Here is a 15,959-nt window from a genome sequence, read left to right on the forward strand (position 1 = left end):
CCATCGCCCTTTCGAAGGGATGATCGCCGCGTGGGTACCCGGTTCACGTGCTGCTCTGTGGAGTTCTGACTCCTTTCTACGCCGGTCCCGACACAGGTGCAAGGGATGGCGGTCACCGCGCGTGGCGAACGTCCGGAGTCCGATCGGCGGGCTCGGCCGGGGTCAGGCGGAGCCGTGGCGGCGCCGGGCGCTGGCCCAGACGAGCCCGCCCACAGCCACCGCACCGCCCACCGCGAGGGCGGCCAGCGTCTGGCGGCCGGGCAGCGGCACCCGGGAGCCGAGGCGCACCGGGCGGGTGAAGGTCAGCACCGGCCAGCCGCGCTCCGCCGCGACCCGGCGCAGCTCCTTGTCGGGGTTGACCGCGAAGGGGTGGCCCACCGCCTCGAGCATCGGGACGTCGGTGACCGAGTCGCTGTAGCCGTAGCTCTTCGAGAGGTCGTAGCCGCAGGTCTCGGCGAGCGCCTCGACCGCCCGCGCCTTCTCCTCGGCGTAGGCGTAGTACTCGATCTCGCCCGAGTACTTGCCGTCGATGATCTCCAGGCGGGTCGCCACCACCCGGTCGGCGCCCAGCATCTCCGCGATCGGCCCGACCACCTCGGTGCCGCTCGCCGAGACCACCACGACGTCGCGGCCGGCGAGGCGGTGCTCCTGGATCAGGTCGACGGCCTCGTCGTAGACGATCGGGTCGACGACGTGGTGCAGGGTCTCCGCGACGATCTCGCGGACCGTCGCCACGTCCCATCCGGCCACCAGCTGGGACATGAAGTGGCGCAGCCGCTCCATCTGGTCGTGGTCGGCGCCGCCGACGAGGTAGACGAACTGGGCGTACGCCGAGCGCAGCATGGCCCGCCGGGTGATCAGCCCGCCGGCCTGGAACGGCCGGCTGAAGGCGAGGGTGCTCGACTTGGCGATGATCGTCTTGTCGAGGTCGAAGAAGGCCGCAGCCGGGGCAGGCATGCCACACATGCTAGGTCGCGCCTCATGGGCGGGTCCGGCGATCGCCGCAGATGACGGGCCAGAGACCCGGCACGGTGAGCGCCTGGATCCCCTCACGCGGGGAACCGGGCAGGCCCCTCGTCCTCCACAGCCCGCGCCGCGCGGCCGCCGGGGCGCGCTCCTCCACAGGCTCCCCGTTCGGCCCGGCGCCCGGCCTGGCGGGCGGACAGGGTGGCCTCATGAGCGAGTCGAGCACGGAGCAGCGGGCGCGGTTGCTGGTGGTCAGCCGGGACCCACGGCTGGTCGACGAGATCCACCGGCTGGCGGCCGGGGTGGGAGTGATGCCCCACGTGGTGGACGGCAGCGCGGAGGCGTTGGCGCGCTGGCAGGAGGCGGCGGTGGTGATCGTCGGGGTGGACCTCGCCGGGCGACTCGCCCTGCTCAGACCGCCGCGCCGCAGTGGGGTCCATCTGGTGGGGTGCGGCGAGCGGGAGGAGGCCGACTTCCGCCGGGCGGTCGAGCTGGGGGCCGAGGCGGTGCTCGAGCTGGAGCTGGCCACGGGCTGGCTGGCCGGCCTGATGACCGACCTGGTGGCCGCCCCGCGGCACGGCCACGTCCTGGCCGTGCAGGCCGGCTCCGGAGGTGCGGGGGCGACCACGCTGGCCTGCGCCCTGGCGCAGGTGGCCTCGCGGTCGGGCCCGGTCCTGGTGGTCGACACCGACCCCGGGGGGCCTGGCGTCGACCGGGTGCTCGGCTTCGACGGCGAGCCCGGGCTGGGCTGGGAGGCCCTGGTGGGCGCCACCGGGCGGCTCAGTGGGGTCTCCCTGCGCGACGCGGTGCCGCGCCGCGGCACTCTGGGCGTGCTCACCTGGGGGAGTGGTGCACCCGAGCCGCCGGCCCCCGAGGTGGTGCGCGCGAGCGTCGAGGCAGCACGCCGGGTCCACGACCTGGTCGTCGTCGACCTGCCCCGGCAGCGGGGCGACCTGGTGGAGGAGGTCGTCACCCGCTCCGACCGGCTCCTGGTGGTGCTCCGCCCCACCCTCACCAGTGTCGCGGCCGCCTCGCGCGCCCTGGAGACGCGGGCAGGCAGGGCGTCCCTGGTGCTGCGGGGCCGGGGGCTCTCCCCCGGGGCGGTGGAGCGGGCGGTCGGTGCTCCGGTGCTGCTGGCGATGGCGGAGCAGCGGGGCCTGGAGGAGTCGGTGGAGCTGGGGCTGGGGCCGGCTCGCGCCCGCCGGGGGCCACTGGCGCGAGCCGCCGAGGAGCTTCTCGCCGCCCTGGGGCAGCCGTGGGCGGCATGAGCCTGCCCGGGCCCGCGACCGTCGAGGCGGTCCGCGAGCAGCTGGCCCGCGAGCACGGCGAGGTGACGCCGCACCGGGTCGCCGACGTGCTCCGACGCCAGGGCAGGCCGGTCGGCGACGACGCCGTGCGGGCGATCCACGAGCTGCTGCGGCGTACCGCCTTCGGGGTCGGGGTGCTGGAGCCGCTGGTGCGCGACGAGACGGTCACCGACGTGCTGGTCAACGGGCCCGGGCCGGTCTGGGTCGACCGGGGCCGCGGGCTGCAGCGCACCGCTGTCGAGCTCGCCGACGAGGAGGAGGTGCGCCGGCTGGCCCAGCGGCTGGCCGGCCTGGGCGGGAGGCGGCTCGACGACGCCACCCCCTGGTGCGACGTCAGGCTTCCCGACGGCACCCGCTTCCACGCCGTGCTGGCCCCGGTGGCCAGGCCGGGCACCCTGATCTCCCTGCGGGTGCCGAGGGCGCGCGCCTTCACCCTCGACGACCTGGTCGCGGTCGGGACCCTGACCGCACCCGGGGCCCGACTGCTGCGGGACGTGGTCGGCGGTCGCCTCGCCTTCCTGATCAGCGGCGGCACCGGGTCGGGCAAGACCACGCTGCTGGCCACCATGCTCAGCCTGGTGCCGCCCGACGAGCGGATCGTGCTGGTCGAGGACTCCTCCGAGCTGCGTCCCGACCATCCCCACGTGGTCGCCCTGGAGGCCAGGCCCGCCAACGTGGAGGGGCAGGGTGCCCTCGACCTGCGGCACCTGGTCCGGCAGGCCCTGCGGATGCGCCCGGACCGGCTGGTGGTCGGGGAGGTCCGCGGGGCCGAGGTGGTCGACCTCCTGGCCGCCATGAACACCGGCCACGAAGGGGGCGCGGGCACCCTCCACGCCAACGCCGCCACCCAGGTCACCGCGCGGATCGAGGCCCTGGCCGCCACCGCCGGACTGGGGCGGGCCGCCGCCGCGAGCCAGCTGGGTGCCGCGGTCGACCTGGTGCTGCACGTGGTCCGGGGGCCCGACGGAGTGCGTCGTCTCGAGGAGGTGGCGGTGCCCGCCCGGGTCGACGACCGCGTCGAGATGGTCCCGGCGCTCACCTTCGCGCGCGACGGGACCCTGCGCGAGGGGCCGGCCGCCGACGACCTGGCCCGACGGCTGTGACCGGGTGGCCGGCGGCTGCCCTGCTGGGCGTCTCGCTGCTCCTCGCCTGGCGCCGGCCTCCCGCCGCGCCGGCGCCTCCCTCCCGGTCCTTCGAGATCACCGAGGAGGCCGGGGCACGGGCCTCTCCTCCGGGCCGGATCGGCGTCACCGCGACGACGCGGGTGCTGCTCCTCTGCCTGGCCGCCGCTCTCCTCGCCGGCGCCCTCACGGTGACCCTGGGAGCCCGCGCCGCGGTGCAGGCCTGCGTCGCCGCCGTAGCGGCCGCCACGGTGCTGTCTCTGCTAGCCCGCGGTCGCCGCCGGCGGTCCGCGCTGCTCCTGGCCGACCAGGTCCTCGAGGCCTGCGGAGTGCTGGCCGACGAGCTGCGCGCCGGACGCAGCCCCGAGCGCGCCCTCGAGCTGGCCGCGCGGGACTGTCCCGAGCTGGCTCCGGCCGTGCGGGCCGCCCGCCTCGGGGCGGACGTCCCGGGTGCCATGCGCCGTGGCCGGCACCCCGACCTGCGGCTGCTGGCGGGGGCCTGGCACGTCTCGCACCGCAGCGGCGACGGTCTGGCGACGGCGCTGGGGCGGGTCGCCGACGGCCTCAGGTCCGCCCGCGCGACCCGGCGGGTGGTGGCCTCCGAGCTCGCCTCGGCGAGGTCCACGGCGCGGCTGCTGGTGGCCCTGCCGGGGCTCGCCCTGGTGGGCGGCGCGGGGAGTGGCGGGCGGCCGTGGGAGTTCCTGCTCGGCACCTGGGCAGGCACCGGTTGCCTGGTCGGCGGGCTCGGGCTCGGCCTGGGCGGTCTCTGGTGGATCGAGGCGATCGCCTCCGACGTGGAGCACGAGCTGTGAGCCTCTCCCTCGACCCGGCCCTGGCCGCCGCCGTCCTGCTGGGGGTGGCGCTCCTGCTGGCCCCTCGGCCCCGCGTGGCCCCGCTGTCCGCCGGTCCCGCGCCCACCCCGACCGCCACCGGTCGTCAGCCACGACCATGGGGAAGACAGGCAGCGCTCTGCGCGCTGGCCGGTGCGGGCGCCTTCCTCTTCGTCGGGGGTCCTGCGGGCGCGGTGGCGGGCCTGCTGGCGAGCGGCCTGTGCTGGCACACCCTGGGCAGGGTCGAGCCGCCCGCGGTCCGCCGGGCCAGAGCCCGGGCGGCGCGCGACCTGCCGCACCTGGTCGGGCTGATGGCGGCCGGGCTGCGGGCCGGGGCGCCACCCGGGCACGCGTTGGCGGCGGCCTGCGCGGCGCTGCCGGGTGACGCGGCCGAGGCGTTCGCCCCCGTCCGCGGCCGCCTCGCGCTCGGGGTCGACCCGGCCGCGGTGTGGACCGAGCTCGCCGAGACCGGGGCGACGGAGCGGGGTCCGGTCGGTGGCCCCGGGGTGGCCGTGCTCGGACGCACCCTGGCCCGGGCGCACCACACCGGCGCCTCGGTGCGCGAGACCGTGGAGGCACTCGCCGACCAGCTGGCCGGGGAGTCGCGCGCCGGCACCGAGGACCGGGCGCGGGCCGTGGGCGTCCGGGCCGCCCTGCCCCTCGGACTCTGCCTCCTGCCCGCCTTCCTGCTGCTCGGGATCGTCCCGGTGGTCGCTGGTCTCGCCGCACAACTCGGGGCCGGCTGAGCAGCCGACCCTTGACAGGACCGGTGGCTGCCGCCAGCGTGTGAGGCCTCGCCAGCACGGTCGGGCGTGCGGGGGTGGCGAGAACCCAGCAGGGAGGGCCGGGTTGCGTACGACGTACTTGGGGGCTGCACACGTGCGCCCCGGGAGGGTGACGGCCTGGGTGCCGACGGGGCGCTGCCTCGCGGCCCTGCGCGGCAGCGCGCCGGATCCCCGGCCGCTCACCGTCGACCAGCACCACCACCTGCTGGCGGCGCTCGGGCAACCGGGCGCCGACACGGCGGAGGCGCCGTGGATCGGTTTCTCCTGTCGCTTGGAGAGCGCGGACCCGGAGCCGATCGCCGCCGCCCTGGGCAGCTTCTTCGACCGGCACGAGAGCCTGCGCTGCGACTACGAGCGCCACGGCGAGGGCTTCACCCGCCGCGTGCTGCGAGCCGGCGAGGTCGAGTTCGAGCCGTTGTCGTTCGGGATCGCCACCGACCAGGAGACGGCCCACGCCTGCGTGGCCGAGCATCTCTCCGCCAGCGCCCAGCCCCACGTGTGGCCGCGCGCCGGCTTCGTGACGATCGAGGACGAGGACCACGTGACCCTCTTCGCCGCCTTCGACCACGTCACCTTCGACCTGGCCTCGATGCATGCGGCCGTCGACGAGCTCCCGGTGCTGCACCGCGCCTACCTCCGCGGTGACGGGCCCGACCCTTGCCTGGCCGCACCGGCCAGCCACCTCGACCACGCGGCGGCCGAACGCGGGCGGCTGGCCGGTCTGAGCCCCGAAGACCCCCGGCTGGGTCCGTGGCGCGCGTTGCTCGGGGACGGGCAGATCCCGGGACTGCCGCCGTCCTCGGGGATCGGGCGCTCCGACCGCCATGCCCACGAGCTGGTCTCGATGCCCCTGGCCACCAGGAGCGAGACCGAGGAGCTGGAGGAGCTGCTCGCCGGGTGGGACGCCTCGCTGGAGAGTGCGGTCCTGGCGTTGGTGGCCCGGGCCGTCGCGGCACAGGAGGGAGTGGCGCCCCACGAGGTCTCCGCGCTGCTCGCCGTGCCCGGCCGGACTCCGGAGCAGCGGGGCGCCATCGGGTGGTTCGCCCAGACGGTCCCGCTGCGCCTCGAGGTCGATCCGGCGGCCGCCCTGGCCGACGTCGCCTCCCAGGTGGAGAGCACGCGGCGGGAGTCCGTCGCCGAGCCGCTGCCCGCCCCCGTGGTCGGTGAGGTGCTCGGCGTCCCGGTCCACCCCAGCCTGGTGATCGCCTTCGTGGACCACCGCAGCGGTCCGGGGGTGGAGGCGTGGAAGGTCAACCGGGCTCACGGCTTCCTCGGCCACGTCCCGGCGGGCGACCAGCTCCACCTCTGGATCACCTGCCTGCCCGAGGGCACCTTCCTCGAGGCCCGCCACCCGGCCACCCCCGAGTGCGGTGCCTGGGTCGCCACCCTGGCGGTGACGATCCGCCGGGCGGTGCTGGCCGAGCTGGACCCGCGACCGATCCTTCGCCCCGGCGTCCGTGCCGCGGTGATGTGAGCCAGGAGACCAGATGGATGTCGAGCCCTCGACCTCGGACCTCGGCGACTTCCTCGTCCGTGCGCCGGACGAGCCGTTCGTGATGCTCAACCTGCTGCAGTACGCCGACGAAGGACGGGGGCTCTACCACGAGTACCTGCGGCTGGCGGCTCCCCACGTGGAGGCGGTCGGCGCGCGCGTCCTCTACCTCGGCAGCGGTGCGGACGTGCTCGTCGGCGAGGAGCGCTGGGACGGCATCATGCTCGTCTGGTACCCGTCCCCGAAGGCCTTCCTGACGATGGTCGACCGACCGGGATACGCCGAGGTGGCCGAGCTGAGGCGCCGCGCCCTGGTGGCTGCCGTCCTCCAACCCTCGCGCCCGGTCGTGCTCTGAGCCTCCGGCCGGCCGCCGACCGCTGCTCCTCCACAGCGGCGCCCGGGAGGGCCCTCTCCACAGGGACGCACCGGCTTCCTCGTGCTCGTCGGCCCGCCCCGCGAGGCTCGTCCCGACGGTCGCGACGGGCGGCCGCGAGAGGGAGGAGCCCACCATGGAGTCAGAGGTCCTGGAGACCGAACAAGCGGCCGAACAAGCGGCCGAGCAGGCGGGGGAGCAGCCGGACGAGGCGTCAACGCGCGACGAGCGGGGGATCACCACCGCGGAGTACGCCGTGGGCACGGCGGCGGGCGCCGGTCTGGCGGGGCTCCTCTACAAGCTGCTGACCGGCGGGTTCGGCGACAACCTGCTCAAGACCCTCTTCGACCACGTGCTCGAGCTGCTGGGCATCGGGTGAGGGGGGCGGCTCGCCGTCCCGACGCGCGGGCGTGCCAGCGTGGTGCGGTCACCGCCGAGCTGGCCCTGGGCATCCCCGTGCTGATGGCGCTGGTCCTGGTGCTGGTCTGGATGGTGGCGCTCGGGGCCGCGCAGGTGCGCGTGGTCGACGCCGCCCGGGAGACGGCGCGCGCTCTGGCGCGCGGCGAGGCCCAGCCGGACGCGATCGCGCTGGGACGGCGAGTCGCACCGCCGGGTGCCCGGATCGAGATCCGGCACGAGGACGAGGTGGTGGTGGTCAGTGTCCGGGCCGCCACCGCCGACCCGTCCGGCCTGCTGGGCTCGCTCCGGGCTCCCGAGGTGGCGGCCGAGGCCGTTGCGGCCTGGGAGGAGCCGCCGTGAGCGGCGTGCGGCACCGCGACGAGCGGGGCGCCGCCACCGTCCTGGTGGTGGCGATGAGCGGCCTGCTGATGCTGGTCGCCTTCGCCGTGGCCGGTGTCTCGGGGCTGGTCCATGCGCACCGAGCGGCGCAGTCGGCCGCCGACCTGGCGGCCCTGGCCGGCGCGGAGGAGGCGCTGCGGGGCGGCGACGCCTGCGGAAGGGCCGCCACCCTGGCCCAGGCCAACCGCGCCACGCTGGTCGACTGCCGGGCGACCGCCGCGTGGGTGCAGGTCGAGGTGGAGGTGGCACCGCCCGCGGTGCTCGGGCTGGCCGACCGCCTGTCGGCCCGGGCACGGGCGGGGCCGGTCGACCTCGAGGAGTGACCGAGGCAGGCGGGTGGGAGCTAGGCCGGGGGGTGCCCGGACTCCGGCCCTGGCTCACCGCGGTCGCCGCGGTCCCGGTGGCTCTCGGCGTCGGCACGGTCGAGCTTGGCGTTGAGCTTCTGCAGCTCCCGGCGCTCGCGGCGCGAGGCGATGCTGCGCTTGGTCCCCCACTTGAGGATGCTGATGCCCCAGAGCACGCAGGCCCCGGCCGCGACACCCACCAGGAAGATCGCGAGCGCGGAGAGATCCATGCCGAGGAGCTCGGCGCGACCCTCGCTGACGAAGAGGGCGGCGAGGATCGCGATCCCGCCGACGATGATGAGGACGAGCCCGAGAGCGACCATGCAGGCACGCTACCCGGCGCCCTGCTCCAGCAGAAGGTCGAGAAGCCGCGCCGCGCCGGGCTTGTCGAGCGGGTTGTTCTGGTTGCCGCACTTGGGCGACTGGATGCAGGAGGGGCAGCCCTCGTCGCACTCGCACGCCGCGATCGTGTCGCGGGTGGCCGTGAGCCACTGCCGGGCCGACCGGAAGCCCCGCTCGGCGAACCCGGCTCCGCCCGGATGACCGTCGTGGACGAAGACGGTGAGCACCCCGGTGTCGGGGTGCCGGGCGGTGGAGACGCCGCCGATGTCCCATCGGTCGCAGGTCGCGAAGAGCGGGAGCAGGCCGATCGAGCAGTGCTCGGCCGCGTGGGCGCTGCCGGGCAGGTCGGCGGCGTCGAGACCGGCGCCGGCGAGGACGTGGTCGGGGACCTGCCACCACACGGCGGTGGTCCTCAGGTCGCGCGCAGGCAGGTCGAGCGGTTCCTCGGCCATCACCTCACCGCCGGGCTGGCGGCGCTTGAGGAAGGAGACCACCTGGTGGGTGACCTCGACCTCCCCGAGGGAGAGCCGGCAGTCCCCCCAGCGCTCGTGCTCGCGCTCGGCGACGATGGTGATCTCGGTGGTCTCCCGCGCCGAGGTCGACCAGCCGACGTCGGCACGCTCCATGGTGGCGACCCTCTCCTCGAGGTCGAGCTCGCGGACCAGCCACGACTCGCCGCGGTGCAGGTAGACCGCACCGGGGTGGGCGGTGCCGTGGGCGCTCGAGGCGTCGACCGTGCCGACCACCCGGCCGCTGGACCCCTCGATGAGCTGGAACGCCGCCCCGCCGGTGCTGCGGATGTCGGTCAGGTCGCTGGGCCGGGTCCGGTCGGTCCAGTACCAGCCGCGCGCCCGGCGACGCAGCAGCCCGGCCTCGGTGAGCCCGTCCACCGCCTGCCGTGCGGAGGGGCCGAAGAGTGGAAGGTCGGCCTCGGTGAGCGGTGCCTCGTGGGCGGCCGCGCACAGGTGGGGGGCCAGGACGTAGTGGTTGTCGGGGTCGAAGACGGTCGCCTCGACCGGGGCGCCGAGGAGGCTCTCGGGGTGGGCGACCAGGTAGGTGTCGAGCGGGTCGTCGCGGGCCACCAGGACGGCGAGCGCGTCCTGGCCCTCCCGCCCCGCCCGGCCGATCTGCTGCCACATCGCGGCCCGGGTGCCGGGGAAGCCCGCCAGCAGCACGGCGTCCAGCCCGCTGATGTCGATCCCGAGCTCGAGGGCGTTGGTCGCGGCCAGGCCAGTGAGCCGGCCGGCCCGCAACGACGCCTCGAGGGCCCGCCGCTCCTCGGGGAGGTAGCCGCCCCGGTAGGCGGCGACCCGCCCGGCGAGCTCCGGGTCCACCTCGGCGAGCAGCTCGGCGGCGCGCACCGCCACCTGCTCCACGCCGCGGCGCGACCGGACGAAGGCCAGCGTGGAGACCCCTTCGACGACCAGGTCGGCGAGGAGGTCGGCGGTCTCGGAGGAGGCGGCCCGCCGGACCGGCGCGCCGTTCTCGCCGGCGAAGGAGGTCAGCGGCGGCTCCCAGAGCCCGACGCAGAGCTCGCCGCGCGGTGAGTGGTCGGCGGTCAGCGCGACCACGTCGAGGCCGGTGAGGCGGCGCGCGGCCTCCTCGGGCTCGGCCACGGTCGCGGAGAGCAGCACGAACGTCGGGGAGGCGCCGTACATCGCGCAGACCCGGCGCAGCCGGCGGAGCACCTGGGCGACGTGGGCCCCGAAGACGCCCCGGTAGTGGTGGCACTCGTCGACGACCACGACCTGGAGACCGCCCAGGAACCGCGCCCACCGACTGTGCCCCGGCAGCAGCGAGCGGTGGAGCATGTCCGGGTTGGTGAGCAGGTACTCGGCGTGGTCGCGCGCCCAGTCGCGCTGCTCGCGGCTGCTGTCGCCGTCGTGGGTGGTGGCCCGGACTCCGGTGCGGAGCTCCTGCAGGCCGGCCAGCTGGTCGTGGGCCAGGGCCTTGGTGGGGGCGAGGTAGAGGACGCCGCCGCCACGCTCGTCGCGCGGGCCACGCCGTTCGAGGAGGGTGGTGAGCGCGGGGAGCTGGTAGGCCAGCGACTTCCCCGACGCCGTGCCGGTGGCCAGGACCACGTGCTGGCCGGCGCGGACCGCGTCGGCGGCGACCACCTGGTGGCGCCACGGGGTGGCGATGCCCCGCCGCTCGAAGGCCTCGCGCACCACCGGGTGGGACCACTGCGGCCACGGCTCGTGGACGGCCGCGCGGGCGGGCAGCACCTGGACGTGACGCAGCCGATCCTCCCGCCCCGGGGTGTGGCCCAGGCGCGAGAGGAGCTCGCCCATCCGGGGCGAGGTGGTGGTCGACGTGGTGAGAGGCACGTCCACAAGTCTGACAAGGAGGACCGACAGTTGCCGAAAGCGTGGTTTGATATCTTCCGCAGACAGCACAGGTGCGTTCCCGCTCTGTGCCAGATCCCCCGCGGAAAGGCCGAGGAACACGACGTGGACCTGACTCTTGTGACACGCGACGTCGACGGCAAGACCGTTGTCGCTGTCGGGGGCGAGATCGACGTCTACACCGCTCCCAAGCTGCGCGACAAGATCACCGAGCTCGTCGGCGCCGGTGTCTACGACCTGGTGATCGACCTGGCCGACGTGGAGTTCCTCGACTCGACCGGCCTCGGCGTCCTCGTCGGAGGCCTCAAGAAGGTGCGGGCCCACGACGGCTCGCTCGCCCTCGTCTGCAACCAGGATCGCCTCCTGAAGATCTTCCGCATCACCGGCCTGGCGAAGGTCTTCGCGATCCACGAGGACCAGTCCAGCGCCCTCGCCGGCTGACCAGCCGCTCTCGCTCGTTCCAGGGGCCCGTACGCCATCGGCGTACGGGCCCCTGCTGCGTCGGCGCGCGGTCAAATTGCGTCCTGCCATGTGGTTCGCGGAGATCGAGGGTGGCGTGATGGCGGTCACATCTGCGTAGACTCCGGCTCGGTTGGACTCATCCGCACTCCAGGAGGCCGCTACATGCTCGGAATCCTTCCCGCCGTCGTGGAGCCGGAGCTCTCGGGGGGCAACCTCACCCTGGTCGTCGTCGTCCTCGTGATCGCGCTCGGCGCGCTCGCGATGGCAGCGGTCTTCCGCTCCCAGGTGATGGCCGCACCCGATGGCACCGGCAACATGAAGACCATCGCCCAGGCCGTGCAGGAGGGCGCCAACGCCTACCTCGCACGGCAGTTCCGCACCCTCGCCGTCTTCGCGGCCATCGCCTTCTTCGTGCTGCTGGCGCTGCCGGCCGACGACATGGCGGTCCGGATCGGGCGCTCGATCTTCTTCCTGCTGGGAGCAGGCTTCTCCGCCGCGATCGGCTACCTGGGCATGTCCCTGGCGGTCCGCGCCAACGTCCGGGTGGCCGCCGCCGCCGAGAACGAGGGCCGGGAGCCCGCGATGCGGATCGGCTTCCGCACCGGTGCCTTCGTGGGCATGGCCACGGTGGGCCTCGGCCTCCTGGGCGCGAGCGCCGTGGTGCTGATCTTCCGCGACGAGGCCCCCCACGTGCTGGAGGGCTTCGGCTTCGGGGCCGCCCTGCTCGCGATGTTCATGCGCGTCGGCGGCGGCATCTTCACCAAGGCCGCCGACGTCGGGGCCGACCTGGTCGGCAAGGTCGAGCAGGGGATCCCCGAGGACGACCCGCGCAACGCCGCCACCATCGCCGACAACGTGGGCGACAACGTGGGCGACTGCGCCGGCATGGCGGCCGACCTCTTCGAGTCGTACGCCGTGACGCTGGTCGCCGCGCTGATCCTCGGGTCCCAGGCCTTCGGCGACAAGGGCCTGGTCTACCCGCTGCTCATCCCGGCCATCGGCGTCCTGACCGCCGTCCTGGGGGTCTTCATCACCAGGCCGCGCGCGCAGGAGAACGGGCTGACCACGATCAACCGGGCCTTCTACGTCTCCTCCGCGGTCGGCGCCGTCGCCTCGGTGATCCTCTCCTACCTCTACCTGCCCGGGAGCTTCGCGGAGTTCGGTCCCGGCTACGCGCTGTTCGAGGGCGACCCGCGGCTCATCGCCTCGGCCGCCGTCGTCATCGGCATCGTGATGTCGGCCGGCATCCTGGCCCTCACCGGCTACTACACCGGCACCGAGCACCGCCCGGTCAAGGACGTCGGCAAGACCTCGCTCACCGGTGCCGCGACCGTGATCCTCTCCGGTCTCTCGGTGGGCTTCGAGTCGGCGGTCTACACCACGCTGGTCATCAGCGGCGCCGTCTTCGGTGCCTACCTGCTGGGCGGCACCGCGCTGACCGTCTCGCTCTTCGCCGTCGCCCTGGCCGGGTGCGGTCTGCTCACCACGGTCGGGGTGATCGTGGCGATGGACACCTTCGGCCCCGTCTCCGACAACGCCCAGGGCATCGCGGAGATGTCGGGCGACGTCAGCGAGGAGGGCGCCCAGATCCTCACCGAGCTCGACGCCGTCGGCAACACCACCAAGGCCATCACCAAGGGGATCGCGATCGCCACGGCGGTGCTCGCGGCCACGGCACTCTTCGGCTCCTACGCGACCTCGGTCTTCGAGGCGCTGGCCGACTCCGGCTCCGACGAGGTGCTGCGGTTCGAGGTCTTCAACCCGGCGGTCCTGGTGGGCGTGCTCCTGGGTGCGGCCGTGGTCTTCCTCTTCTCCGGCCTGGCCATCAGCGCCGTCGGCCGGGCCGCCGGCGCGGTGGTCTTCGAGGTGCGCCGCCAGTTCCGCGACATCCCCGGGATCATGGAGGGGACGACCCGGCCCGAGTACGGCAAGGTCGTCGACATCGTCACCAGGGACTCGCTGCGTGAGCTCGTCGCGCCGGGCCTGCTGGCGGTCCTGGCACCGGTGGCGGTCGGCTTCGGCCTCGGGGTCACCGCCCTGGCCGGCTTCCTGGCCGGTGCCATCGGTGCGGGGACCCTGATGGCGGTCTTCCTGGCCAACGCGGGCGGCGCCTGGGACAACGCCAAGAAGCTGGTCGAGGACGGCCACCACGGCGGCAAGGGCTCCGACGCGCACGCCGCGACGGTGATCGGCGACACCGTCGGCGACCCCTTCAAGGACACCGCTGGCCCGGCGATCAACCCGCTGATCAAGGTGATGAACCTGGTCTCGCTGCTGATCGCCAGCGCGGTGGTGTCGCTCAGCGTGGGCGACGACCAGAACGACGTGCTGCGGATCGCGATCGCCGTGGTCGCCGTGGCGATCATCGTCGGCGCGGTCTGGGTCTCCAAGCAGCGCCAGGTGGCGATCAGTGACGACGGGGACGACTCGGGGTCCTCCTCGTTGGCCCCCCACAAGCGCACCCAACCCAACATCGGCCCGAGCGTGTGATCATCAATCGGAGCGATGTCACCCGGCGCGCGGCTCCCCTATAGTCGCCGCAGTTCACGTCACCCGCAGTCGGGCGCGCAGCGTTGCGCCCTCATCGAAGGGCAGTCCTCGCATGCGTCGTCTCACCCCGCTCGTCCTCGCCGCTCTCGTCCCGTTGCTGCTCACCGCGTGTGGCGGCGACGGTGAGGAGGGCGACGAGTCGGCGTACGTCGACGCCCTCGCCACCGAGATGGCCGGGAACTCCTCGCCGATGGACGGCGAGGAGGCACGCTGCTTCAGCGAGGGGTTCATCGACGTCGTCGGGCTCGACCGGGTGAAGCAGGCGGGCAGCCCGAGCGAGTTCGCGGCGGAGTCCGAGAACCTCGAGTTCAAGTCCGTCGAGATCACCGAGGGCGAGGCCGAGGAGATCTACGACAACTTCGAGGGCTGTGGCGTGGACCTGCGCGACACCTTCCTGACCCAGATGGACGCCGACACCACGGTGCCGGAGGAGTCCAAGCAGTGCGTCAAGGACGCCCTCAGCGAGGACGTGCTCCGCGGCTTCTTCGTGACCTCCATGTCCGAGGGCCAGGATGCCGCGACGGCGAACGGCGACATGCTCAACGCGCTGATGGCGTGCGTCTCCACCGGCACCGAGAGCCCCGCCGCCGGCTGACCACCTCCCACCGCAAGGAGATCCCCGGCAGCCGGGGGGCGGGGTGAGCCCCTGCCGCGGACACCAGCCTCGTCCCGGGGCTCTGCGAGGATGACCGCCATGTCCGACCCGCTCACCGTCCTCGCCCGGGAGCTCCGCTCCCGGGTCCTCGCCGCCGACTTCACCTACGACGCGGTCGCCGAGCTCCTCGGTCCGCAGGCGCTGGCCGCCCTGGGCCGCAACGAGACCACGCCGGGGGTCCGGGCCACCGGGGGCGGCTCGCCCCTGGAGACGCTGACCCGGCTCTTCCTGCTGCAGGTCCCGGTCAGCGTCGAGCAGGCCGAGCGGGCGCTGCCGGGGCTGCTGGACCGGCTCTCCGCCCAGGGACTGGTGGAGCAGTCGGTGGGCGAGGTGGCGGCCCGCCTCGACGTGCGCCCCTACGCCACCGACGACCCCGACCTGCCCGACCTGTGGGTGGTCAGCGACCTCACCCCCGGCCTGGACGGCAGCCAGACCCGGGTGGGTGCCGACCACGTGCTGGGCATCAGCCCGGCCTCGACCTCGCTGGCGCAGATGACCTTGCGGGAGCCCGTCGGTCGCTCGCTCGACCTCGGCACCGGCTGCGGCGTGCAGGCCCTCCACCTCGCCGCGCACAGCGAGCGGGTGGTGGCCACCGACGTCAACGCGCGTGCCCTGTGGATGACGCGGTTCAACATGGCGCTCAACGACGTGGACGGCGTCGACGTGCGCGACGGCTCCTTCTTCGATCCGGTCGCGGGTGAGACCTTCGACCTGATCGCCACCAACCCGCCGTTCGTGATCTCGCCGGCGACGGGCGAGCGGCTGGTCTACCGCGACTCCGGCCTGCCCGGCGACCGGGTGGTCGAGCACATCGTCCGGAACGCCCCGAGCCTGCTCAACGACGGCGGCTGGTGCCAGGTGCTCGCCAACTGGGTGATCGCGCGGGACCGCCCGTGGTCGGAGCGCCTCGAGGAGTGGGTCCCCGAGGGCACCGACGCCCTGATCGTGCAGCGGGAGGTGCTGGACCCGGCGGCCTACGTCGAGCTGTGGTTGAAGGACGCCGGCCACCACGGGGGTCCCGACTACGTGCGCCGCTACGACACCTGGCTCAGCTGGTTCGACGAGCAGCAGGTCGAGGGCGTGGGCTTCGGCTGGATCAACCTGCGCCAGGGCGGCCCGACCGGTGGTGCGGCACGTGAGCTGGTGGAGTGGCCCTACGAGGTGGAACAGCCCATCGCGCCCGCCACCGCCCGCTGGGCGCGCGCCCGCGACCTGCTCCACCGCACCCCGGACCTGAGCGGACTGCGCCTGGTCGCCCCGGCCGACGTGGTGCAGGAGACGCACGGACAGCCGGGTGCCGAGGACCCCGAGACGATCGTGCTGCGCCAGCAGCGGGGGCTGCGTCGCGCCCGCCGGGTCGACACCGTGGAGGCCGCCCTGGTCGGTGCCTGCGACGGCGAGCTCGAGGTCGGGCAGATCCTCGACGCCGTCGCCGCGCTGCTGGGGTCGGAGCCCGGGGAGGTGCGGACGACCCACCTCCCCGCCGTCGCCGAGCTGGTCGCCGAGGGCTTCCTGGAGGAGGCCCGCTGAGGACGGGTCCCGCGCGGCCACCCTCCCCGATGGCTGCGCGGGACCCAGCTGTGGGGTCG

Annotated in this window: 16 protein-coding genes; 13 read left to right on the top strand and 3 right to left on the bottom strand. The window is 74.4% G+C overall.

The features are described 5' to 3' along the window. Nucleotides 1–162 precede the first annotated feature (162 nt). Nucleotides 163–957: an HAD family hydrolase gene (locus AC3X7R_RS11550; protein WP_489965794.1), complete on the bottom strand. Its 795-nt coding sequence runs from the start codon at nt 955–957 to the stop codon at nt 163–165. Nucleotides 958–1,175: 218 nt separating this feature from the next. On the opposite strand from AC3X7R_RS11550, the gene ssd reads away from it, so the two are divergent. The 9 genes from ssd to AC3X7R_RS11595 all read left to right on the top strand — a co-directional run bounded on the left by ssd (nt 1,176) and on the right by AC3X7R_RS11595 (nt 7,995). Further along, on the top strand, nt 1,176–2,234 hold the full coding sequence (ssd, locus tag AC3X7R_RS11555) for a septum site-determining protein Ssd (RefSeq protein WP_489965795.1): 1,059 nt from the start codon (nt 1,176–1,178) through the stop codon (nt 2,232–2,234). Beyond that, entirely contained in the window at nt 2,231–3,376 is a 1,146-nt protein-coding gene (locus tag AC3X7R_RS11560) for a TadA family conjugal transfer-associated ATPase (protein WP_489965796.1), read from the top strand. Before ssd ends, AC3X7R_RS11560 begins: the two co-directional genes overlap by 4 nt. Further along, nucleotides 3,373–4,206, top strand: a complete 834-nt coding sequence (locus AC3X7R_RS11565) for a type II secretion system F family protein (protein ID WP_489965797.1) — start codon at nt 3,373–3,375, stop codon at nt 4,204–4,206. The genes AC3X7R_RS11560 and AC3X7R_RS11565 overlap by 4 nt, the downstream gene beginning before the upstream one ends. After that, complete coding sequence (locus tag AC3X7R_RS11570) at nt 4,203–4,970, top strand: type II secretion system F family protein (protein ID WP_489965798.1); 768 nt, start codon at nt 4,203–4,205, stop codon at nt 4,968–4,970. Before AC3X7R_RS11565 ends, AC3X7R_RS11570 begins: the two co-directional genes overlap by 4 nt. A 133-nt stretch (nt 4,971–5,103) precedes the next feature. Continuing rightward, a complete protein-coding gene (locus AC3X7R_RS11575) occupies nt 5,104–6,483 on the top strand; it encodes a condensation domain-containing protein (RefSeq protein WP_489965799.1) in 1,380 nt (459 codons plus the stop codon). A 13-nt stretch (nt 6,484–6,496) separates the two neighbouring features. Further along, a complete protein-coding gene (locus AC3X7R_RS11580; RefSeq protein ID WP_489965800.1) occupies nt 6,497–6,856 on the top strand; it encodes a DUF1330 domain-containing protein in 360 nt (119 codons plus the stop codon). 154 nt (nt 6,857–7,010) lie between these two features. Next, nucleotides 7,011–7,253, top strand: a complete 243-nt coding sequence (locus tag AC3X7R_RS11585) for a DUF4244 domain-containing protein (protein ID WP_489965801.1) — start codon at nt 7,011–7,013, stop codon at nt 7,251–7,253. Beyond that, nucleotides 7,250–7,633 carry a TadE family type IV pilus minor pilin gene (locus tag AC3X7R_RS11590; RefSeq protein WP_489965802.1) on the top strand — a complete coding sequence of 128 codons (384 nt, stop codon included), beginning with the start codon at nt 7,250–7,252 and terminating at the stop codon, nt 7,631–7,633. The genes AC3X7R_RS11585 and AC3X7R_RS11590 overlap by 4 nt, the downstream gene beginning before the upstream one ends. Beyond that, nucleotides 7,630–7,995: an Rv3654c family TadE-like protein gene (locus AC3X7R_RS11595; protein WP_489965803.1), complete on the top strand. Its 366-nt coding sequence runs from the start codon at nt 7,630–7,632 to the stop codon at nt 7,993–7,995. The genes AC3X7R_RS11590 and AC3X7R_RS11595 overlap by 4 nt, the downstream gene beginning before the upstream one ends. A 20-nt stretch (nt 7,996–8,015) precedes the next feature. Here the strand turns inward: AC3X7R_RS11595 and AC3X7R_RS11600 are convergent, their stop codons facing one another. Both AC3X7R_RS11600 and AC3X7R_RS11605 read right to left on the bottom strand, forming a co-directional pair. Further along, a complete protein-coding gene (locus AC3X7R_RS11600; protein ID WP_489965804.1) occupies nt 8,016–8,339 on the bottom strand; it encodes a hypothetical protein in 324 nt (107 codons plus the stop codon). Nucleotides 8,340–8,348: 9 nt separating this feature from the next. Beyond that, nucleotides 8,349–10,649, bottom strand: coding sequence for a DEAD/DEAH box helicase (locus AC3X7R_RS11605; RefSeq protein ID WP_489965925.1), 2,301 nt, complete (start codon nt 10,647–10,649; stop codon nt 8,349–8,351). A gap of 159 nt (nt 10,650–10,808) precedes the next feature. On the opposite strand from AC3X7R_RS11605, the gene AC3X7R_RS11610 reads away from it, so the two are divergent. From AC3X7R_RS11610 to AC3X7R_RS11625, 4 genes are all read left to right on the top strand, one after another. Then, nucleotides 10,809–11,144 carry an STAS domain-containing protein gene (locus AC3X7R_RS11610; protein WP_110180580.1) on the top strand — a complete coding sequence of 112 codons (336 nt, stop codon included), beginning with the start codon at nt 10,809–10,811 and terminating at the stop codon, nt 11,142–11,144. A gap of 183 nt (nt 11,145–11,327) precedes the next feature. After that, the gene (locus tag AC3X7R_RS11615; RefSeq protein WP_489965805.1) at nt 11,328–13,655 is read left to right on the top strand and encodes a sodium-translocating pyrophosphatase; all 2,328 of its coding nucleotides are present in this window, start codon (nt 11,328–11,330) and stop codon (nt 13,653–13,655) included. Between the two features lie 112 nt (nt 13,656–13,767). Beyond that, nucleotides 13,768–14,310 (top strand): hypothetical protein, encoded by a 543-nt coding sequence (locus AC3X7R_RS11620; protein ID WP_489965806.1) that lies wholly within the window; start codon nt 13,768–13,770, stop codon nt 14,308–14,310. A gap of 99 nt (nt 14,311–14,409) precedes the next feature. Further along, nucleotides 14,410–15,900, top strand: a complete 1,491-nt coding sequence (locus AC3X7R_RS11625) for a DUF7059 domain-containing protein (protein WP_489965807.1) — start codon at nt 14,410–14,412, stop codon at nt 15,898–15,900. Nucleotides 15,901–15,959: the final 59 nt, after the last annotated feature.

The sequence above is a fragment of the Nocardioides sp. Z22_16 genome, assembly GCF_058134365.1.